At 51.1% G+C, this 18,170-nt stretch carries 7 protein-coding genes and 1 pseudogene; 4 read left to right on the top strand and 4 right to left on the bottom strand.

Going from position 1 to position 18,170, the window contains the following annotated elements; genetic code table 11:
• Positions 1-54 precede the first annotated feature (54 nt).
• Positions 55-6,348 (bottom strand): hypothetical protein, encoded by a 6,294-nt coding sequence (locus MHB79_RS09350; RefSeq protein WP_445661252.1) that lies wholly within the window; start codon positions 6,346-6,348, stop codon positions 55-57.
• Between the two features lie 89 nt (positions 6,349-6,437).
• On the opposite strand from MHB79_RS09350, the pseudogene MHB79_RS09345 reads away from it, so the two are divergent.
• Positions 6,438-6,617, top strand: a pseudogene (locus MHB79_RS09345) (LLM class flavin-dependent oxidoreductase); the annotation flags it as partial.
• Between the two features lie 101 nt (positions 6,618-6,718).
• On the opposite strand, the gene MHB79_RS09340 reads toward MHB79_RS09345, so the two are convergent.
• Positions 6,719-14,185: a hypothetical protein gene (locus MHB79_RS09340; RefSeq protein WP_445661251.1), complete on the bottom strand. Its 7,467-nt coding sequence runs from the start codon at positions 14,183-14,185 to the stop codon at positions 6,719-6,721.
• 174 nt (positions 14,186-14,359) lie between these two features.
• Here MHB79_RS09340 and MHB79_RS09335 point away from each other — a divergent pair, with 174 nt between their 5' ends.
• Entirely contained in the window at positions 14,360-15,379 is a 1,020-nt protein-coding gene (locus MHB79_RS09335; protein ID WP_106028836.1) for an LLM class flavin-dependent oxidoreductase, read from the top strand.
• Between the two features lie 38 nt (positions 15,380-15,417).
• Here the strand turns inward: MHB79_RS09335 and MHB79_RS09330 are convergent, their stop codons facing one another.
• A complete protein-coding gene (locus MHB79_RS09330; protein ID WP_050944818.1) occupies positions 15,418-16,038 on the bottom strand; it encodes an acetate uptake transporter in 621 nt (206 codons plus the stop codon).
• Positions 16,039-16,181: 143 nt separating this feature from the next.
• Here MHB79_RS09330 and MHB79_RS09325 point away from each other — a divergent pair, with 143 nt between their 5' ends.
• The gene (locus MHB79_RS09325) at positions 16,182-17,003 is read left to right on the top strand and encodes a uroporphyrinogen-III synthase (protein WP_340989598.1); all 822 of its coding nucleotides are present in this window, start codon (positions 16,182-16,184) and stop codon (positions 17,001-17,003) included.
• Positions 17,004-17,043: 40 nt separating this feature from the next.
• Here the strand turns inward: MHB79_RS09325 and MHB79_RS09320 are convergent, their stop codons facing one another.
• Positions 17,044-17,646, bottom strand: a complete 603-nt coding sequence (locus MHB79_RS09320) for a DedA family protein (protein WP_095285257.1) — start codon at positions 17,644-17,646, stop codon at positions 17,044-17,046.
• 290 nt (positions 17,647-17,936) lie between these two features.
• On the opposite strand from MHB79_RS09320, the gene MHB79_RS09315 reads away from it, so the two are divergent.
• Positions 17,937-18,167 carry an excisionase family DNA-binding protein gene (locus MHB79_RS09315; RefSeq protein WP_050944821.1) on the top strand — a complete coding sequence of 77 codons (231 nt, stop codon included), beginning with the start codon at positions 17,937-17,939 and terminating at the stop codon, positions 18,165-18,167.
• Positions 18,168-18,170 lie beyond the last annotated feature (3 nt).

Below are 18,170 nucleotides of genomic sequence, written 5' to 3'. Positions count from 1 at the left end.
AAAAACATGAGTTTCTCTACAATCTGAAGGCTAAAGTAGCCCTTCTTTTTTTCGTTAACTGAGTCTTATGATTGTTAGGGATGCCCCGGTTGCACCTCCACCAATTAAAATAGCTGTTACAACTGCCCCAAACAATTGCAATGATATCGTATTTCCAGCAGTTAAATTCACAATCAATGTGTTACTGATAAATGTGGTTGAGACCACCGGTGATTGAATAGAACCTGGGATGACAGTGGCTCCATTAAGAAGTAGCCGTGCACTAACTAAAAGTGCAACTGTTGTATTAATTTGGTATGTGATATAGTATTTACCTGTTTGTTGTACAGTAAAAGTATCATTTGAACCATTCGGTGCAAATCCATTGATATTTTGATTACTTGGTAAAGCAATGTTCGTACCACCAAGAACAGTAATGATTGTAGGCCCCGTTGTATTTCCGGCATAAAGAGTCGTTTGAGTTGGACCAGTAGGCCCAGTGGCTCCAGTAGGACCGGTAGCTCCAGTGGCACCAGTAACTCCAGTAGGACCGGTATCTCCGGTTGCACCAGTAGCTCCAGTAGAGCCGGTAACTCCGGTTGCACCAGTAACTCCAGTAGGACCGGTATCTCCGGTTGCCCCAGTAGCCCCAGTAGGGCCGGTATCTCCGGTTGCCCCAGTAGCCCCAGTAGGGCCGGTACCTCCAGTTACACCAGTAACTCCAGTAGAACCGGTATCTCCGGTGGCTCCAGTAGAGCCGGTATCTCCGGTTACACCAGTAGGACCAGTAGGACCGGTAACTCCGGTTGCCCCAGTAGAGCCGGTAACTCCAGTTACACCAGTAACTCCAGTAGAACCGGTATCTCCGGTGGCTCCAGTAGCTCCAGTAGAACCGGTATCTCCGGTTGCACCTGTTGGTCCAGTAGGACCGGTACCTCCAGTTACACCAGTAACTCCAGTAGGACCGGTACCTCCAGTTACACCAGTAACTCCAGTAGAACCGGTATCTCCGGTTGCCCCAGTAGCTCCAGTAGAGCCGGTAACTCCGGTTGCACCTGTTGGTCCAGTAGGACCGGTATCTCCGGTTGCCCCAGTAGGACCGGTATCTCCAGTTACACCAGTAACTCCAGTAGGACCGGTATCTCCGGTGGCCCCAGTAGCTCCAGTAGAGCCGGTATCTCCGGTTGCACCTGTTGGTCCAGTAGGACCGGTATCTCCGGTTGCACCTGTTGGTCCAGTAGGACCGGTACCTCCGGTTGCACCTGTTGGTCCAGTAGGACCGGTAACTCCAGTTACACCAGTAACTCCAGTAGGACCGGTATCTCCGGTTGCCCCAGTAGCCCCAGTAGGGCCGGTATCTCCGGTTGCCCCAGTAGCCCCAGTAGGGCCGGTACCTCCAGTTACACCAGTAACTCCAGTAGAACCGGTATCTCCGGTGGCTCCAGTAGAGCCGGTATCTCCGGTTACACCAGTAGGACCAGTAGGACCGGTAACTCCGGTTGCCCCAGTAGAGCCGGTAACTCCAGTTACACCAGTAACTCCAGTAGAACCGGTATCTCCGGTGGCTCCAGTAGCTCCAGTAGAACCGGTATCTCCGGTTGCACCTGTTGGTCCAGTAGGACCGGTACCTCCAGTTACACCAGTAACTCCAGTAGGACCGGTACCTCCAGTTACACCAGTAACTCCAGTAGAACCGGTATCTCCGGTTGCCCCAGTAGCTCCAGTAGAGCCGGTAACTCCGGTTGCACCTGTTGGTCCAGTAGGACCGGTATCTCCGGTTGCCCCAGTAGGACCGGTATCTCCAGTTACACCAGTAACTCCAGTAGAACCGGTAACTCCGGTTGCACCTGTAACTCCAGTAGAACCGGTAACTCCGGTTGCACCAGTGGCTCCAGTAGGACCGGTATCTCCGGTGGCCCCAGTAGCTCCAGTAGAGCCGGTAACTCCGGTTACACCAGTAGGACCAGTAGGGCCGGTAACTCCGGTTGCACCTGTTGGTCCAGTAGGACCGGTAACTCCGGTTGCACCTGTTGGTCCAGTAGGACCGGTACCTCCAGTTACACCAGTAACTCCAGTAGGACCGGTACCTCCAGTTACACCAGTAACTCCAGTAGAACCGGTATCTCCGGTGGCCCCAGTAGCTCCAGTAGAGCCGGTAACTCCGGTTGCACCTGTTGGTCCAGTAGGACCGGTAACTCCGGTTGCACCTGTTGGTCCAGTAGGACCGGTAACTCCGGTTGCCCCAGTAGGACCGGTATCTCCAGTTACACCAGTAACTCCAGTAGGACCGGTATCTCCGGTGGCCCCAGTAGCTCCAGTAGAGCCGGTATCTCCGGTTGCACCTGTTGGTCCAGTAGAGCCGGTATCTCCGGTTGCACCAGTACCTCCAGTAGGGCCGGTATCTCCAGTTACACCAGTAACTCCGGTTGCACCAGTAACTCCAGTAGAACCGGTAACTCCGGTTGCACCAGTGGCTCCAGTAGGACCGGTATCTCCGGTGGCCCCAGTAGCTCCAGTAGAGCCGGTAACTCCGGTTACACCAGTAGGACCAGTAGGGCCGGTACCTCCAGTTACACCAGTAACTCCAGTAGAACCGGTATCTCCGGTGGCTCCAGTAGCTCCAGTAGAACCGGTATCTCCGGTGGCCCCAGTAGCTCCAGTAGAGCCGGTATCTCCGGTTGCACCTGTTGGTCCAGTAGGACCGGTAACTCCGGTTGCACCTGTTGGTCCAGTAGGACCGGTATCTCCGGTTGCACCTGTTGGTCCAGTAGGACCGGTACCTCCGGTTGCACCTGTTGGTCCAGTAGGACCGGTAACTCCAGTTACACCAGTAACTCCAGTAGGACCGGTAACTCCAGTAGAACCGGTATCTCCGGTGGCCCCAGTAGCTCCAGTAGAGCCGGTATCTCCGGTGGCTCCAGTAGCTCCAGTAGAACCGGTATCTCCGGTGGCCCCAGTAGCTCCAGTAGAGCCGGTATCTCCGGTTGCACCTGTTGGTCCAGTAGGACCGGTAACTCCGGTTGCACCTGTTGGTCCAGTAGGACCGGTATCTCCGGTTGCACCTGTTGGTCCAGTAGGACCGGTACCTCCGGTTGCACCTGTTGGTCCAGTAGGACCGGTAACTCCAGTTACACCAGTAACTCCAGTAGGACCGGTAACTCCAGTAGAACCGGTATCTCCGGTGGCCCCAGTAGCTCCAGTAGAGCCGGTATCTCCGGTGGCCCCAGTAGCTCCAGTAGAGCCGGTATCTCCGGTGGCCCCAGTAGCTCCAGTAGAGCCGGTATCTCCGGTCGCACCAGTGGCTCCAGTAGAACCGGTAACTCCGGTTGCACCAGTGGCTCCAGTAGAGCCGGTAACTCCGGTTACACCAGTAGGACCAGTAGGGCCGGTACCTCCAGTTACACCAGTAACTCCAGTAGAACCGGTATCTCCGGTGGCTCCAGTAGCTCCAGTAGAACCGGTATCTCCGGTGGCCCCAGTAGCTCCAGTAGAGCCGGTATCTCCGGTTGCACCTGTTGGTCCAGTAGGACCGGTAACTCCGGTTGCACCTGTTGGTCCAGTAGGACCGGTATCTCCGGTTGCACCTGTTGGTCCAGTAGGACCGGTACCTCCGGTTGCACCTGTTGGTCCAGTAGGACCGGTAACTCCAGTTACACCAGTAACTCCAGTAGGACCGGTATCTCCGGTTGCCCCAGTAGCCCCAGTAGGGCCGGTATCTCCGGTTGCCCCAGTAGCCCCAGTAGGGCCGGTACCTCCAGTTACACCAGTAACTCCAGTAGAACCGGTATCTCCGGTGGCTCCAGTAGAGCCGGTATCTCCGGTTACACCAGTAGGACCAGTAGGACCGGTAACTCCGGTTGCCCCAGTAGAGCCGGTAACTCCAGTTACACCAGTAACTCCAGTAGAACCGGTATCTCCGGTGGCTCCAGTAGCTCCAGTAGAACCGGTATCTCCGGTTGCACCTGTTGGTCCAGTAGGACCGGTACCTCCAGTTACACCAGTAACTCCAGTAGGACCGGTACCTCCAGTTACACCAGTAACTCCAGTAGAACCGGTATCTCCGGTTGCCCCAGTAGCTCCAGTAGAGCCGGTAACTCCGGTTGCACCTGTTGGTCCAGTAGGACCGGTATCTCCGGTTGCCCCAGTAGGACCGGTATCTCCAGTTACACCAGTAACTCCAGTAGAACCGGTAACTCCGGTTGCACCAGTAACTCCAGTAGAACCGGTAACTCCGGTTGCACCAGTGGCTCCAGTAGGACCGGTATCTCCGGTGGCCCCAGTAGCTCCAGTAGAGCCGGTAACTCCGGTTACACCAGTAGGACCAGTAGGGCCGGTAACTCCGGTTGCACCTGTTGGTCCAGTAGGACCGGTAACTCCGGTTGCACCTGTTGGTCCAGTAGGACCGGTACCTCCAGTTACACCAGTAACTCCAGTAGGACCGGTACCTCCAGTTACACCAGTAACTCCAGTAGAACCGGTATCTCCGGTGGCCCCAGTAGCTCCAGTAGAGCCGGTAACTCCGGTTGCACCTGTTGGTCCAGTAGGACCGGTAACTCCGGTTGCCCCAGTAGGACCGGTATCTCCAGTTACACCAGTAACTCCAGTAGGACCGGTATCTCCGGTGGCCCCAGTAGCTCCAGTAGAGCCGGTATCTCCGGTTGCACCTGTTGGTCCAGTAGAGCCGGTATCTCCGGTTGCACCAGTACCTCCAGTAGGGCCGGTATCTCCAGTTACACCAGTAACTCCGGTTGCACCAGTAACTCCAGTAGAACCGGTAACTCCGGTTGCACCAGTGGCTCCAGTAGGACCGGTATCTCCGGTGGCCCCAGTAGCTCCAGTAGAGCCGGTAACTCCGGTTACACCAGTAGGACCAGTAGGGCCGGTACCTCCAGTTACACCAGTAACTCCAGTAGAACCGGTATCTCCGGTGGCTCCAGTAGCTCCAGTAGAACCGGTATCTCCGGTGGCCCCAGTAGCTCCAGTAGAGCCGGTATCTCCGGTTGCACCTGTTGGTCCAGTAGGACCGGTAACTCCGGTTGCACCTGTTGGTCCAGTAGGACCGGTATCTCCGGTTGCACCTGTTGGTCCAGTAGGACCGGTACCTCCGGTTGCACCTGTTGGTCCAGTAGGACCGGTAACTCCAGTTACACCAGTAACTCCAGTAGGACCGGTAACTCCAGTAGAACCGGTATCTCCGGTGGCCCCAGTAGCTCCAGTAGAGCCGGTATCTCCGGTGGCTCCAGTAGCTCCAGTAGAACCGGTATCTCCGGTGGCCCCAGTAGCTCCAGTAGAGCCGGTATCTCCGGTTGCACCTGTTGGTCCAGTAGGACCGGTAACTCCGGTTGCACCTGTTGGTCCAGTAGGACCGGTATCTCCGGTTGCACCTGTTGGTCCAGTAGGACCGGTACCTCCGGTTGCACCTGTTGGTCCAGTAGGACCGGTAACTCCAGTTACACCAGTAACTCCAGTAGGACCGGTAACTCCAGTAGAACCGGTATCTCCGGTGGCCCCAGTAGCTCCAGTAGAGCCGGTATCTCCGGTGGCCCCAGTAGCTCCAGTAGAGCCGGTATCTCCGGTGGCCCCAGTGGCTCCAGTAGGACCGGTAACTCCGGTGGCTCCCGTTGAGCCAGTTGATCCTGCTGCAGCCAGTAATGTGTAGTCTGGGGAAGTATCTGGTGTACCTGTCGGTGGTGCAGTATTTACTACATACGTACTGCCATTAAAGGTCACTACTTGCCCTACTTGGTAAGTAGGGCTGATTACCGGATCAAACGCTTCAATACCTGTTAACCCTGCACCAGTAGCTCCCGTTGGACCGGTATCTCCAGTTACACCTGTAGGTCCAGTAGGACCAGTATCTCCGGTTGCACCAGTGGCTCCAGTAGGACCAGTATCTCCGGTTGCACCAGTGGCTCCAGTAGGACCGGTAGCTCCAGTTGATCCTGCTGCAGCCAGTAATGTGTAGTCTAGGGAAGTATCTGGTGTACCTGTCGGTGGTGCAGTATTTACTACATACGTACTGCCATTAAAGGTCACTACTTGCCCTACTTGGTAAGTAGGGCTGATTACCGGATCAAACGCTTCAATACCTGTTAACCCTGCACCAGTTGCACCAGTAACTCCAGTAGGACCGGTAACTCCGGTTGCACCAGTAGGACCTCTTTTTACAATTTTATTATTTGTTTTTTTCCGTCCTTTTGCTTTAGCACAAGTGCTGTGATGTTTAACAACTTTGTTCTTTTTACATTCTCGTTTAAGAAGAGGGCAGTCATCAAATAGAGGTCTATCGTGACGAGATTTTCTGTAATGAGGTTGCCAATCATGCTTTTTTCCGCAAAAGGGACATTTGTTGTCGTACTGATTATACAAATTCCCCATCTCCTACAAGTTAATATTTTATTCTATGTGGAAATTTAAAAAGCGAAATTAAGTTAAATGATATTTTTATTTCGAAGTTCATCGAATCAAATTATTTAAAAGTTAAATTGTTTTATGTAAATTTATCCTCTGTGACAGAAGGAGGCACTATTAAGGAATCTTTTGAACATAGTATGGATTTAGAAAAAAAGGCGGAGAAGTGGGGTTATCATAGATACTGGCTTGCGGAACACCATAATATGGAAGGTGCTGCTTTCTCTATTATAAAATGGGGGAATGGAAACTTTAAGGAAAAAATAAAGCTGTCGAGATTTTCTCGACAGCCTGAACGCATAAAGGCCAAAGCCTTTATGCGTTTTGTTTATACATATATTACAGCATTTGCAGCTCGAGTATCTGTGTTAACAGTTGTTATATTTGACTGTGCTGTAATAATGATATTAACAGTATATACATTATTACCCGTACTAGTTACAGTATCAACGTAAGTGGTGGAAACTACAAAGCTTTGTGCCCCTGCGCCTGATCCCGATCTAAAGAAAGGAACTTCTGTTAACAATGTTCCGTTTCTCCTTAATCGAGTATTTCCACTTATACTATAATTCGCTGTAGTGTTAGCTGTAACATTTGCTGATAGGTCAATCTTTACTCTTTGACCACTTGTTACAGGAACTGTAAAAGTGAGTAATGTTATTTCTGAATTCAACGGAGGAAATACTTGCTGCTGTGTTGCTGTTTGGTCAAAGAAAATTTGTGAGGTTGGTCCAGTGGCTCCGGTAGATCCGGTTGAACCAGTGATACCAGTGGCGCCAGTAGGACCAGTTGCACCCGTGATACCAGTGGCGCCAGTAACTCCAGTAGGACCGGTAGCTCCGGTTACACCAGTGGCTCCGGTAGATCCGGTTGAACCAGTGATACCAGTCGCCCCAGTAGGACCAGTAGCACCCGTGATACCAGTGGCGCCAGTAACTCCAGTAGGACCGGTAGCTCCGGTTACACCAGTGGCTCCAGTAGGACCAGTCGCACCAGTAACTCCAGTAGGACCGGTAGGACCGGTATCTCCGGTTGCACCAGTGGCGCCGGTAGATCCGGTTGAACCAGTGATACCAGTCGCCCCAGTAGGACCGGTATCTCCGGTTGCACCAGTAACTCCCGTTGGACCGGTAGCTCCAGTTGATCCTGCTGCAGCCAGTAATGTGTAGTCTAGGGAAGTATCTGGTGTACCTGTCGGTGGTGCAGTATTTACTACATACGTACTGCCATTAAAGGTCACTACTTGCCCTACTTGGTAAGTAGGGCTGATTACCGGATCAAACGCTTCAATACCTGTTAACCCTGCACCAGTAGCTCCCGTTGGACCGGTATCTCCAGTTACACCTGTAGGTCCAGTAGGACCAGTATCTCCGGTTGCACCAGTGGCTCCAGTAGGACCAGTATCTCCGGTTGCACCAGTGGCTCCAGTAGGACCGGTAGCTCCAGTTGATCCTGCTGCAGCCAGTAATGTGTAGTCTAGGGAAGTATCTGGTGTACCTGTCGGTGGTGCAGTATTTACTACATACGTACTGCCATTAAAGGTCACTACTTGCCCTACTTGGTAAGTAGGGCTGATTACCGGATCAAACGCTTCAATACCTGTTAACCCTGCACCAGTAGCTCCCGTTGGACCGGTATCTCCAGTTACACCTGTAGGTCCAGTAGGACCAGTATCTCCGGTTGCACCAGTGGCTCCAGTAGGACCAGTATCTCCGGTTGCACCAGTGGCTCCAGTAGGACCGGTAGCTCCAGTTGATCCTGCTGCAGCCAGTAATGTGTAGTCTAGGGAAGTATCTGGTGTACCTGTCGGTGGTGCAGTATTTACTACATACGTACTGCCATTAAAGGTCACTACTTGCCCTACTTGGTAAGTAGGGCTGATTACCGGTTCAAACGCTTCAATACCTGTTAACCCTGCACCAGTAGCTCCCGTTGGACCAGTATCACCAGTATCACCAGTAACTCCAGTAGGACCGGTATCTCCGGTTGCACCAGTAACTCCAGTAGGCCCGGTATCTCCAGTGGCTCCAGTAGGACCAGTATCACCAGTAACTCCAGTAGGACCGGTATCTCCAGTGGCACCAGTGGCTCCAGTTGGACCAGTATCTCCGGTCGCACCAGTAGGACCAGTATCACCAGTATCACCAGTAACTCCAGTAGGCCCGGTAGCTCCGGTTACACCTGTTGGTCCAGTTGGACCAGTATCACCAGTGGCTCCAGTAGGCCCGGTAGCTCCAGTAACTCCAGTATCACCAGTAACTCCAGTAGGCCCGGTATCTCCAGTGGCACCAGTGGCTCCAGTTGGACCGGTAGCTCCAGTTGATCCTGCTGCAGCCAGTAATGTGTAGTCTAGGGAAGTATCTGGTGTACCTGTCGGTGGTGCAGTATTTACTACATACGTACTGCCATTAAAGGTCACTACTTGCCCTACTTGGTAAGTAGGGCTGATTACCGGATCAAACGCTTCAATACCTGTTAACCCTGCACCAGTAGCTCCAGTTGGACCGGTATCTCCAGTTACACCTGTAGGTCCAGTAGGACCAGTATCTCCGGTCGCACCAGTGGCTCCAGTAGGACCAGTATCACCAGTCGCACCAGTAGGGCCGGTAGCTCCGGTTACACCTGTTGGTCCAGTAGGACCAGTATCACCAGTCGCACCAGTAACTCCCGTTGGACCGGTATCTCCGGTTGCACCAGTGGCTCCAGTAGGACCAGTGGCTCCAGTAGGCCCGGTAGCTCCGGTTACACCTGTTGGTCCAGTAGGACCAGTATCACCAGTGGCTCCAGTAGGCCCGGTAGCTCCGGTTACACCTGTTGGTCCAGTAGGACCGGTATCTCCAGTGGCACCAGTGGCTCCAGTAGGACCAGTATCACCAGTGGCTCCAGTAGGACCAGTATCACCAGTCGCACCAGTAACTCCAGTAGGGCCGGTAGCTCCGGTTACACCTGTTGGTCCAGTAGGACCAGTATCACCAGTAACTCCAGTAGGACCGGTAACTCCGGTTGCACCAGTGGCTCCAGTAGGCCCGGTATCTCCGGTTGCACCAGTAACTCCAGTAGGGCCGGTATCTCCAGTGGCACCAGTGGCTCCAGTTGGACCAGTATCTCCGGTCGCACCAGTGGCTCCAGTAGGACCAGTATCACCAGTGGCACCAGTAACTCCAGTAGGGCCGGTATCTCCGGTTACACCTGTTGGTCCAGTAGGACCAGTATCTCCGGTCGCACCAGTGGCTCCAGTAGGGCCGGTAGCTCCGGTTGCACCTGTTGGTCCAGTAGGACCGGTATCACCAGTGGCACCAGTGGCTCCAGTAGGACCAGTGGCACCAGTAACTCCAGTAGGACCGGTATCTCCGGTTGCACCAGTGGCTCCGGTAGCTCCGGTTGAACCAGTGATACCAGTCGCGCCAGTAGGTCCAGTAGCACCCGTGATGCCTGTCGCCCCAGTAGGACCAGTATCTCCGGTTGCACCAGTGGCACCAGTAGGACCGGTAGGACCGGTATCTCCGGTTGCACCAGTGGCTCCAGTAGGACCAGTATCTCCGGTTGCACCAGTGGCTCCAGTTGGACCAGTATCACCAGTAACTCCAGTAGGCCCGGTATCTCCAGTGGCTCCAGTTGGACCAGTATCACCAGTCGCACCAGTAACTCCAGTAGGGCCGGTAGCTCCGGTTACACCTGTTGGTCCAGTAGGACCAGTATCTCCGGTTGCACCAGTGGCTCCAGTAGGCCCGGTATCTCCGGTTACACCTGTTGGTCCAGTAGGACCGGTAGCACCAGTAACTCCAGTATCACCAGTAACTCCAGTAGGCCCGGTATCTCCAGTGGCACCAGTGGCTCCAGTTGGACCAGTATCTCCGGTCGCACCAGTAACTCCAGTAGGGCCGGTATCTCCGGTTACACCTGTTGGTCCAGTTGGACCAGTATCACCAGTCGCACCAGTAACTCCCGTTGGACCGGTATCTCCGGTTGCACCAGTGGCTCCAGTAGGACCGGTATCTCCGGTTGCACCAGTAACTCCCGTTGGACCGGTAGCTCCAGTTGATCCTGCTGCAGCCAGTAATGTGTAGTCTAGGGAAGTATCTGGTGTACCTGTCGGTGGTGCAGTATTTACTACATACGTACTGCCATTAAAGGTCACTACTTGCCCTACTTGGTAAGTAGGGCTGATTACCGGTTCAAACGCTTCAATACCTGTTAACCCTGCACCAGTAGCTCCCGTTGGACCAGTATCACCAGTATCACCAGTAACTCCAGTAGGACCGGTATCTCCGGTTGCACCAGTAACTCCAGTAGGCCCGGTATCTCCAGTGGCTCCAGTAGGACCAGTATCACCAGTAACTCCAGTAGGACCGGTATCTCCAGTGGCACCAGTGGCTCCAGTTGGACCAGTATCTCCGGTCGCACCAGTAGGACCAGTATCACCAGTATCACCAGTAACTCCAGTAGGCCCGGTAGCTCCGGTTACACCTGTTGGTCCAGTTGGACCAGTATCACCAGTGGCTCCAGTAGGCCCGGTAGCTCCAGTAACTCCAGTATCACCAGTAACTCCAGTAGGCCCGGTATCTCCAGTGGCACCAGTGGCTCCAGTTGGACCAGTATCTCCGGTCGCACCAGTAACTCCAGTAGGGCCGGTAGCTCCGGTTACACCTGTTGGTCCAGTAGGACCAGTATCACCAGTGGCTCCAGTAGGACCGGTATCACCAGTAGCACCAGTATCTCCAGTAGGACCAGTATCTCCGGTTGCACCAGTTGCACCAGTGGCTCCAGTAGGACCGGTATCACCAGTAGGACCAGTATCTCCGGTTGCACCAGTAACTCCCGTTGGACCGGTAGCTCCAGTTGATCCTGCTGCAGCCAGTAATGTGTAGTCTAGGGAAGTATCTGGTGTACCTGTCGGTGGTGCAGTATTTACTACATACGTACTGCCATTAAAGGTCACTACTTGCCCTACTTGGTAAGTAGGGCTGATTACCGGATCAAACGCTTCAATACCTGTTAACCCTGCACCAGTAGCTCCCGTTGGACCGGTATCTCCAGTTACACCTGTAGGTCCAGTAGGACCAGTATCTCCGGTCGCACCAGTGGCTCCAGTAGGACCAGTATCACCAGTCGCACCAGTAGGGCCGGTAGCTCCGGTTACACCTGTTGGTCCAGTAGGACCAGTATCACCAGTCGCACCAGTAACTCCCGTTGGACCGGTATCTCCGGTTGCACCAGTGGCTCCAGTAGGACCAGTATCTCCGGTTGCACCAGTGGCTCCAGTAGGACCAGTATCACCAGTAACTCCAGTATCACCAGTAGGCCCGGTAGCTCCGGTTACACCTGTTGGTCCAGTAGGACCAGTATCACCAGTGGCTCCAGTAGGCCCGGTAGCTCCGGTTACACCTGTTGGTCCAGTAGGACCGGTATCTCCAGTGGCACCAGTGGCTCCAGTAGGACCAGTATCACCAGTGGCTCCAGTAGGACCAGTATCACCAGTCGCACCAGTAACTCCAGTAGGGCCGGTAGCTCCGGTTACACCTGTTGGTCCAGTAGGACCAGTATCACCAGTAACTCCAGTAGGACCGGTAACTCCGGTTGCACCAGTGGCTCCAGTAGGCCCGGTATCTCCGGTTGCACCAGTAACTCCAGTAGGGCCGGTATCTCCAGTGGCACCAGTGGCTCCAGTTGGACCAGTATCTCCGGTCGCACCAGTGGCTCCAGTAGGACCAGTATCACCAGTGGCACCAGTAACTCCAGTAGGGCCGGTATCTCCGGTTACACCTGTTGGTCCAGTAGGACCAGTATCTCCGGTCGCACCAGTGGCTCCAGTAGGGCCGGTATCTCCGGTTGCACCTGTTGGTCCAGTAGGACCGGTATCACCAGTGGCACCAGTGGCTCCAGTAGGACCAGTGGCACCAGTAACTCCAGTAGGACCGGTAGCTCCGGTTACACCTGTTGGTCCAGTAGGACCAGTATCTCCGGTTGCACCAGTGGCACCAGTAGGACCGGTAGGACCGGTAGCTCCGGTTGCACCAGTGGCTCCGGTAGATCCGGTTGAACCAGTGATACCAGTCGCCCCAGTAGGACCAGTAGCACCCGTGATACCAGTGGCGCCAGTAGGGCCGGTAACTCCGGTTGCACCAGTAACTCCAGTAGGGCCGGTATCTCCAGTTGATCCTGCTGCAGCCAGTAATGTGTAGTCTAGGGAAGTATCTGGTGTACCTGTCGGTGGTGCAGTATTTACTACATACGTACTGCCATTAAAGGTCACTACTTGCCCTACTTGGTAAGTAGGGCTGATTACCGGATCAAACGCTTCAATACCTGTTAACCCTGCACCAGTAGCTCCCGTTGGACCGGTATCTCCAGTTACACCTGTAGGTCCAGTAGGACCAGTATCTCCAGTTACACCTGTAGGTCCAGTAGGACCAGTATCTCCGGTCGCACCAGTGGCTCCAGTAGGGCCGGTAGCTCCGGTTGCACCTGTTGGTCCAGTAGGACCAGTATCACCAGTCGCACCAGTAACTCCAGTAGGGCCGGTAGCTCCGGTTACACCTGTTGGTCCAGTAGGACCAGTATCTCCGGTTGCACCAGTGGCTCCAGTAGGCCCGGTATCACCAGTCGCACCAGTGGCTCCAGTAGGACCAGTATCTCCGGTTGCACCAGTGGCTCCAGTAGGCCCGGTATCACCAGTCGCACCAGTAACTCCCGTTGGACCAGTATCACCAGTATCACCAGTAACTCCAGTAGGACCGGTATCTCCGGTTGCACCAGTAACTCCAGTAGGACCGGTATCTCCAGTGGCTCCAGTAGGACCAGTATCACCAGTAACTCCAGTAGGACCGGTATCACCAGTGGCACCAGTGGCACCAGTGGCTCCAGTTGGACCAGTATCTCCGGTCGCACCAGTAGGACCAGTATCACCAGTAACTCCAGTAGGCCCGGTAGCTCCGGTTACACCTGTTGGTCCAGTTGGACCAGTATCACCAGTGGCTCCAGTTGGACCAGTATCTCCGGTCGCACCAGTAACTCCAGTAGGGCCGGTAGCTCCGGTTACACCTGTTGGTCCAGTTGGACCAGTATCACCAGTCGCACCAGTAACTCCCGTTGGACCGGTATCTCCGGTTGCACCAGTGGCTCCAGTAGGACCGGTATCACCAGTAGCACCAGTATCTCCAGTAGGACCAGTATCTCCGGTTGCACCAGTGGCTCCAGTAGGACCGGTATCACCAGTAGGACCAGTATCTCCGGTTGCACCAGTAACTCCCGTTGGACCGGTAGCTCCAGTTGATCCTGCTGCAGCCAGTAATGTGTAGTCTAGGGAAGTATCTGGTGTACCTGTCGGTGGTGCAGTATTTACTACATACGTACTGCCATTAAAGGTCACTACTTGCCCTACTTGGTAAGTAGGGCTGATTACCGGATCAAACGCTTCAATACCTGTTAACCCTGCACCAGTAGCTCCAGTTGGACCGGTATCTCCAGTTACACCTGTAGGTCCAGTAGGACCAGTATCTCCGGTTAGACCAGTGGCACCGGTTGCCCCAGTAGCGCCAGCAGGTCCGGTGGGTCCTATAGGTCCAGCGGGACCTCTTCGTCCAACCCTTTGAATTGGTTTTGATTGTTTTTCTCCTTTTGCACTGTGACAGAGAGGATTTCCTTGAGGTCTATTTTGTTTCGAAAGTTCTTGTTTGATAAATGGACAGTCTCTTCTTTGAGAACGGTCATGACGTGATCTTTTGTAATGAGGCTGTTCATGATATTTACCGCAAAAGGGACATTTGTGATCGAATTGATTGTACAAATTGCCCATCTCCTAAAATTGATATTTCATTCTATGTGCAAATTTTTAAATTGGAAGTAAAACCTAGAAAATCATCATTTCGAAAATCATCGAATCAAATCATTTAAATGTTTGATGATTTTATGTTATGGTGTTGAAAGTATGAAACTAGTATGATTTTTGACAGAAATGGGGACATCATTTATGAGTCAATCAGTTTTACAGCGTACAGCTTATTCCGTTTTAAATTTATCCTCTGTGACAGAAGGAGGCTCCATTAAGGAATCTTTTGAACATAGTATGGATTTAGCAAAAAAGGCGGAGAAGTGGGGTTATCATAGATACTGGCTGGCAGAACACCATAATATGGAAGGTGTTGCAAGTTCAGCAACGTCCGTTTTAATTGGGTATATTGCTGGCGGAACCGAAAAAATTCGAGTAGGATCTGGTGGAATTATGCTGCCAAACCACTCTTCACTTGTCATTGCTGAACAATTCGGCACACTTGAGACATTATATCCGGGGAGAATTGATTTAGGTCTTGGCAGAGCACCAGGGACAGATCAGTTAACGGCAAGGGCGCTTAGACGTAATCTTCATAATGGAGAAGATTTCCCTGAGCAGCTAGAAGAACTTCGGCAATATTTTAAACCAACTGGACAGGTCAAAAAACATGTAAGAGCCGTTCCGGGAGAGGGTCTAAACATTCCGATTTGGCTGCTTGGTTCAAGCGGTTTTAGCGCAAGACTTGCAGGAGAGCTTGGATTGCCATTTGCCTTTGCGGCACATTTTTCACCTAAAAATACAATTCCTGCTTTAGAGTTGTATAGACAGTCATTTAGACCTTCTGATGTGTTGAAAGAGCCTTATGCCATGGTGGGGGTGACAGCTTTTGCTGCAGATCAAACAGAGCGGGCTGAATATTTGGCAACCTCTCATTATCAGCGGTTTTTGAGTCTCATTCGAAATACTCCAGGAAAACTCAAAGCGCCTGTCGACAGTATGGACGGCCTTTGGAGTCCATATGAAAAAGCGATGGTGGATGAACAATTAAGTTCGACAATGATCGGGGATAAAGAAAAGGTGAAAAAAGAATTGGAAGCCTTTGTTGAAGCTACTCAAGCAGACGAAGTGATGATTAATTCGGATATGTTTGACCATCAAGAAAGAATGCGTTCATATGAAATCATCAGCGAGATCTTCCAAGAGGCACAAGAAAAATAAACATAAAAAAGAACTGCACAAAGCAGTTCTTTTTTTACTTATGCTTTTGTAAAAATACGAAATGGTTGTCCAATTGGCAGTACAGTACGGCCAAAATGAGTATTGAGAACAACTGCTGCTGAACCATAAAAAGAAAGCAGGGAAATGATCAATTCTGCAATACCGGCAATGGTATGAGTCACATCGTACATCACACCAAATGAGCTTAGGGAAAGACCAAGGAATAAGAAATCAATAAAGACGAAAATCAAAAATAATACTTTATGTGTTTCCATTGCACCAATCGTCATAAACAAGCTGAAAATTAAATATCCGATAAACGCAAAACCTAGTTGTTTTGGATCTGCTGCTTCCGCAAGCGTTTTCCCAAAAACGCCCGCTTGAATGAGCCAAGTCGTACCAACGCCCATCCAAAAAAGACCGAATGCGCCAAAGGCAGTGGCTCCAAAAATATTTTGATGCTTTGAATCTTGTATGGACGCGATCAGCTGCGCGATGCCTCCAAGGAAGATAGCCCAAGGTAAAATAAGGGAAGTGCCATCTGTAATTCCTAGTTTTTGTGAGGACGCAACGAGCGTCACCATTGCTAAACCAAACAAACCAAGTGGTGTTGGGTCTGCAATTGATAATCGATAAGCTTGAACATTCTGTTTTTCCATAATGACCTCCTACAATTTGCACTTACAAAAGATACTCGAATTAGACCGAAACGTCAAGCTCTTTTTTAGTAGACACTTGCAACGTCTTCCAAATAAATCTATATTTAATACATATCAAATGTGATAGAAAAAGAGGGATAAAATTGAGTAAAGGCTTAGCTGGAAAAACGATTGCCATTTGTGGAACGAGAAAAACAGAAGAAATGCGTACACTTGTCGAAAAGCAAGGGGGACAAGCCGTTATTCGTTCTCTTCAAGGAACCGTATTTTTAGCCAAAGAGGAGTTAAAGCCAGGCATTGAAACCTTTGTGAAAAAAGGCGCCGATTGGGTGATTTTAACAACGGGTATCGGGACTGATACATTAATTGAGAGTGCAGAAGAGCTTCATTTAGGGGAAGAATTTATGCACATTCTATCAAATGCACAGATTGCTTCAAGAGGATACAAAACCTATGCTGCACTCAAAAAACGCGGAATTCAGCTAGACGTATCTGATGAAGATGGAACGGTGCGTGACCTAATCTCAAAGCTTGAAGGCAAAGAGTTTCAAGGCAAACGTGTCATGGTGCAGCTGCACGGAGAAAACGCTCCGGCTCTCATGAAGTTTTTACATGACAAAGGGGCAGATGTATTGCCGCTTTTACCTTATCAGCACACACCACCTGAACCAGAAGCCGCAGAAACATTGCTTCAAGAAATGAAAGATGGAAAAGTCCAAGCCGTCTGTTTTACAACCGCTGTTCAGGTGCACGCCTTTTTCACACTAGCGGCAAAATGGGGAAGAAAAGAAGAACTCCAAGCGCTATTCGAGCAGCCCGTACTGGCAGTAGCTGTTGGAAAAGTCACAGCTGAAGCTTTAAAAGAAGAGGGAATTGACCGGATTCTCGCCCCGTCACTTGAGAGAATGGGTGCAATGATTATGGAATTATCTCAATATATGAAAAAACAATCCTTACACTCATAGAAAAAACGCCTTTCACTAGATCAGTGGAAGGCGCTTTTCATTAGATTGTCCGTTTTCGGTTCGTACGAATTTTTTTTAAGACGAAATAGAGAACGATCAGGACAATCGCAATGGCCATAATAGGAGTGGTATAAGCGTGAGCAACACTTTGAATGTGGTCCCACTTTGTCCCAAGCTGCATACCGAGATAGATAAATAAGATCGACCAAGGGATGGCTGCTAATCCTGTCAAGAGGACAAATTTCAAAAAAGGCATTTTGGCAATACCCGCTGGAATGGAGATGGCATGGCGCACAACAGGAATAAAGCGTGCTGTAAACACTACACCGGTACCATATCGATCAAACCAGCGCTCTGCAGTGGCGATGTGATGCTCATGGATGAATAAGTATTTTCCGTACTTTGTTAAAAAGGGTCTTCCGCCATAAAGACCGATCCAGTATATAAAACACTGTGCGAGCGTACCTCCGATGACGCCAGCGATAACAGCTCCAACAAAACCGATTGTTCCTGTCGACACCATATATCCGCCATAAGCAAGAACAATTTCGCTCGGAATGATTTCAATCATCAGACCTAGTGCTACACCTACATAACCAAGGCTTGTCAGCCAAGTTAAAATTTCATTAAACAAGGTTCCCATTCATTTCACTCTGCCTTTAAATACGAATTTTCTTCAAGCATCCTTATAAAAGCCTATGCTTGTTTTGCTTTTCTCATGAGTCTGCTTTCCGCTTACCTCTCTGAAGGTCAAACCGAAAAACGCCCATCTAGCAAACTTTATCATACCATATTTGCTCGCACCTAGACGATCTACTTGCTGAACACTTGTTATCATGATATCAGGAAAGAAAATATGAACAGGCGGCTTCCGTTTTTTTCAACAGATCATGATATAATTTGTTAGATGAAACGAACGGGTGGTGCATTAACATGTATTTAACAATCGAAGAAACAGCTGAATACTTAGAAGTATCAGAGGCGTATATTGAGAAATTAATTCAGCAAAAAAAGATCCGTTTTGTATTTGACGGAGAATCATATCTCATTTATCAAGGACAGTTTCAAACGCATATGAAGCAGCTTGAACAATACAAAGAGCTCGTCCAAGAGATTTTAAATGAACCGATTCCTGAAGATCCAGATGTAAAGGATGAAGATTAGATT

It is taken from the genome of Bacillus sp. FSL M7-0558, from assembly GCF_038003245.1.
Classification (GTDB): domain Bacteria; phylum Bacillota; class Bacilli; order Bacillales; family Bacillaceae; genus Bacillus; species Bacillus pumilus.
This window is presented reverse-complemented; position numbering and strand designations above follow the sequence as displayed.

Excerpts from the sequence above, each read along its gene's own strand:
- MHB79_RS09335 (WP_106028836.1), top strand. The coding sequence starts at position 14,360 with ATGAGTCAATCAGTTTTACAGCGTACAGCTTATTCCGTTTTAAATTTA.
- MHB79_RS09330 (WP_050944818.1), bottom strand. The coding sequence starts at position 16,038 with ATGGAAAAACAGAATGTTCAAGCTTATCGATTATCAATTGCAGACCCA.
- MHB79_RS09320 (WP_095285257.1), bottom strand. The coding sequence starts at position 17,646 with ATGGGAACCTTGTTTAATGAAATTTTAACTTGGCTGACAAGCCTTGGT.
- MHB79_RS09315 (WP_050944821.1), top strand. The coding sequence starts at position 17,937 with ATGTATTTAACAATCGAAGAAACAGCTGAATACTTAGAAGTATCAGAG.
- MHB79_RS09340 (WP_445661251.1), bottom strand. The coding sequence starts at position 14,185 with ATGGGCAATTTGTACAATCAATTCGATCACAAATGTCCCTTTTGCGGT.